This window comes from Mesorhizobium sp. M7A.F.Ca.CA.004.06.1.1 (genome assembly GCF_003999135.1).
Taxonomy (GTDB): domain Bacteria; phylum Pseudomonadota; class Alphaproteobacteria; order Rhizobiales; family Rhizobiaceae; genus Mesorhizobium.
Genome location: NZ_RZPQ01000565.1, coordinates 1 through 3,922, shown reverse-complemented (window position 1 = coordinate 3,922; position 3,922 = coordinate 1). Strand labels below are relative to the sequence as shown.

Sequence of the window (3,922 nt, the reverse complement as noted above, 5' to 3'; positions counted from 1 at the left end):
ATGGTCGGCTGTCCGTCGGCGTCAGCGGTGGCGTCATTGGCTTCGGCGGCATCGTCGACCAGCGTTTCCATGGCCTGTCGCCACGGGTCGCCGAAATGCGTCGCGTGCTGCGGGATGGCCACCCGGCGCTCGCCGATTTCCCGCTCGAAACATCGTGGAACGGCCCGATCGACCGGACGGTCAGCCGCGTGCCGCTGTTCGGCGCTTTGCCCGCCAACCGCGATGTCGTCTACGGCTACGGCTTTTCCGGCAATGGCACGACAATGGCTTATATCGGCGGCGAGATCCTCACCGGCCTGCTGACTGACGGCGAATCGGAACTGACGCATTCGGCGCTGGTGCGTCCGGTGGCGCGCGGTTTCCCGCCCGAACCCTTTCGCTTCGTCGGTGCGCATTTCGTCCGTGGCGCGGTGCGTCGGCGCGACGATCTCGAACATGCCGGGCGCAAGCTGAATCCGGTGACGAGATGGCTCGCCGGGCTGGCCCCGTCCGGCGTCACTCCCTCCAAAGCCAATCTTCGCGCAAAGAAAGGATGACAATGTCCAAGGCCAGGATTTTCAAGCACAGCGAGTTGACTCTGAAGCCATCAGTCACGCCGACCGGAACGTCGTCGATCGCGCGCGTGATCAATGCCGAGATCAGCCGGACCATGGGCGGTGGCATCGAGTATCTGGAGAACGCCTCGATCGACTGGACCGTGACCTATGACGAGGTCCTGTTCATCCATGAAGGCACGCTGACGATCGAACTGGATGACGGCCGCCACGAATGCCGCCCTGGCGACATCGTCTGGCTGCCCAATGGCACGCATCTGAAATACATCGCAACCGAACGCACCGGCTATTTTTACTGCCTATACCCGTACGACTGGGCCGCGCGGCAAGGGACGTTAGAACCTTGACGTGACAGGCATATCATAGGTTGGCCTTTCACGGCGCCGTTCCGAGCGGCAGTCTCGGGGCGTTATTATAGCAACATGTATATTAGCTATTACTTGACAATAGGCCTAGGCTCTGGTTTCCTGATTTTACGGGTACTTAACCAAGTTCGTTGCGTTTTTTACGGACGGTGTTCGCATGTCGACGTTGGTCGTGGCGGACCCGCGAGGGGTATATCTCGCCGGTCTGGAATGGGTTTTGCAGAAGGCTGGACACGATGTTGTCGCCCAGTGCCGCCGCCCTGTGGACGTTCTCGCTCATGTGGAGCGCCATCAACCTGATATCGTCATCGTGGGCGTGGATCTCGAGGACCAGCAGACATCAGGTCTTTCCTCACGGCTGAAGGCTGGCAACAGCGCTCTCGGCATCATCTTCATCGTGCAGCCAACCGGCAGGCTCGATATCAAGGAAATACAGACGCTCGACGTCGACGGCCTGTTTCTGGACGGCATCAGCCACCGCTTTCTCGTCGAATGCGTGAATGCGGTGGCGGCGGGCAAGAAGTGGATCGACAACAAGATCGTCCAGCAGCTGCTGATGCCGGGCTCGCAGCCGCAGCCCATGTCCCGGCTGACCGGGCGGGAGACCGAGATCGCCGATCTCGTCTCGCGCGGGCTGCGCAACAAGACCATCGCGCAGCGGCTGCATTTATCCGAAGGTACGGTGAAGATGCACCTGCATCACGTCTACGAGAAGCTGCACCTCGGCGGCCGGGCGGAACTGGCCTGGATGACGCACGGCAAAGCCACCGAGCGTCCACGAACGGGCCGAACCGGCCTGCTCTGACCGTCCCTCTCTCCTCGCGCCGACATTGTACGCACGGCAACGGCCGGAAAGCCGTCTGACGGCATCTGCCTTGTGCCGGCGCGGCCTCCCCCAGCACCCGCCAGCCTGATCTACCGATGGATATATATCGTTCGATCAGGTGCGGACATTGACCGCAATACTATCGAAGCGGGAATGGACGCGCCCTCTGCGCCGGCGGCACAATGAAATTGGAGGGGCGCATTTCAGTATGCGACCGGCTGCACCGGGGTAGGTGCATTTCCGGCATTGGGGGCTGCATCCCTTTCCAGAAAGCATTTTGAACCAAGGAGAATCTCCATGGCACTCGATATCGTAGCTCAAGACATCATCATCGACGAGACAATCGGTTTTACGGACGATGATATCAATCCGGCCATTCCGCCATACGACACCAACCCCACGGTGCAATATCTCCTAAGTCTCGACGATCCGGATGGGTTGACCTCGCCTGAGGTCGCCTTCCAGGCCAACTTCGTGGAGGCCTCGGCGAGCGCGGGAGAAACCATCACCTCGGTCGTTCTCTCACAGAACCTCGCTGGAACCCCGTTTTCCACCACCGTCGGCGTGAACAGCGGCATTCAGACGGTCGATGGCAATTATGTCTGGCTGTTCCAGGACCTAACGCATCCAAACGTCGTGATCGGCGTCATTGGCACCTCTGACGCGGGCACTGAGCCCGCCGAGACCGGACCGCTCGCCTTCTCGTTCGCCCTGATCAACACCAGCAACACCAATGCGGATTTGTATACGGTCCAGTACGTGCCGTTGTTCCATCCGGACGAGACCAACCCGGACGACCGCATCAATCTGGAAGACGCAGTGTTCGCCTCCGTTGCGGGAACCTCCGTGGTCAGTTTTTTGGGCGAGGACGCCGCGCCCGGCAACAATGATTTTTACTTGATCAATTCGCCCGATGACGCTTCCAAGCAGCTTCTGGTGATAGGCTTGAACGGTGGCACCGCCAACGTGAGTGAAAAGGGCTTCGGCGTCAACAACCAGAGCATTAATCCGGGCGAAACGCTCCAGGTCGATTTTGTGACCGGCGGTGATCTGGCCGCGGGTGATGCCTCGGAAATCCAGTACGATAGCCATCTCGAGACCGTCACGCGGGCCGGATTCACAATCAACCAGATCACGCCTTCTACTCCCACTGATCGGGTGGACGTCAGTATCGCTGCCTTCAACAATACGGGCAACGATCAAGGCACGGATTTCTTTGACGGCACCGCGACCAACCTCGTGAACATCACCAGCCTCACGTTGACGGGTGAATCAGGGTTTGCGTCCACCATCATCGCCAATGGCACCTATGCCACTGGGAGCGGCAACGTCACCGTCAGTGGGCTCGGCACGGGCATAGTCACCATCACCGGACTCGACAACGTCACCACCGTCGATGTCATCACCAGCAGCCCAATGGATCGGCTGCAGGTATCATCGGTCGATTCAAACGAAGGGCTCGATATCTCCGAGTTCCATTTCTCGACGACGAACACCAACGCCCACAGCGAAGAGGTCGGCTCCTTCATCAACTTCGACGATGACGGGCCGGCGGTGACAGCGGACGGCACTGTTTCGCCGCTGATTACCGACGATACCGACATTCCCGATACAGCGTCGGCAAGCTTCGCGCCGGTCTTCAGCGTCGACGCCGGCGCCGATGGCCTCGACGGCGTCACCTATGCGCTCGACGTCAAGAGCCCCGGTGTCGACAGCGGCCTCGACGACACGCTCAGCGGCGACAACATCCTGCTGCGCCTCAACGCCAGCGGCGAGGTCGAAGGCTATCTGGCGAACGCCACAGGCACGGTCGCCTTCCTGATCAGCGTCGACGAGAACACCGGCGAGGTGACGCTGACCCAGAATAGCTCGGTCGTCCACAACGATGCAGCCGATCCGGTGGAGAGCGGCGTATCGGCGGCGACACTCGCTGCGGCCGACCTGGTGACGTTGACGGCGACCGCCACCGATGGTGACAGCGACACCGACGCTGCAACCGCCAATATCGGCGACGCCTTCCATTTCGAGGATGACGGCCCGACGGTGACGGCGGACGGCACTATTCCGACGCTGACCACCGACGACAGCGATCTTTCCGATACCACATCGGCAAGCTTTACTTCCGCCTTCAGCACCGACCTCGGCGCCGACGGCGGCGCCGTCACCTATGAGCTCGG

General features: G+C 60.7%; 4 protein-coding genes. All 4 read left to right on the top strand.

What is annotated here, in order from left to right:
* The coding region (locus EN906_RS25840; RefSeq protein WP_127375473.1) for an FAD-dependent oxidoreductase at positions 1 to 536 on the top strand (536 nt) is incomplete at its 5' end.
* Positions 537 to 538: 2 nt separating this feature from the next.
* Positions 539 to 901, top strand: coding sequence for an AraC family ligand binding domain-containing protein (locus EN906_RS25835; protein ID WP_164748744.1), 363 nt, complete (start codon positions 539 to 541; stop codon positions 899 to 901).
* 190 nt (positions 902 to 1,091) lie between these two features.
* Positions 1,092 to 1,724 carry a response regulator transcription factor gene (locus EN906_RS25830; RefSeq protein ID WP_245477102.1) on the top strand — a complete coding sequence of 211 codons (633 nt, stop codon included), beginning with the start codon at positions 1,092 to 1,094 and terminating at the stop codon, positions 1,722 to 1,724.
* Positions 1,725 to 2,042: 318 nt separating this feature from the next.
* Positions 2,043 to 3,922 (top strand): DUF5801 repeats-in-toxin domain-containing protein (locus EN906_RS25825; protein ID WP_245484332.1); only part of this gene is annotated, 1,880 nt, incomplete at its 3' end.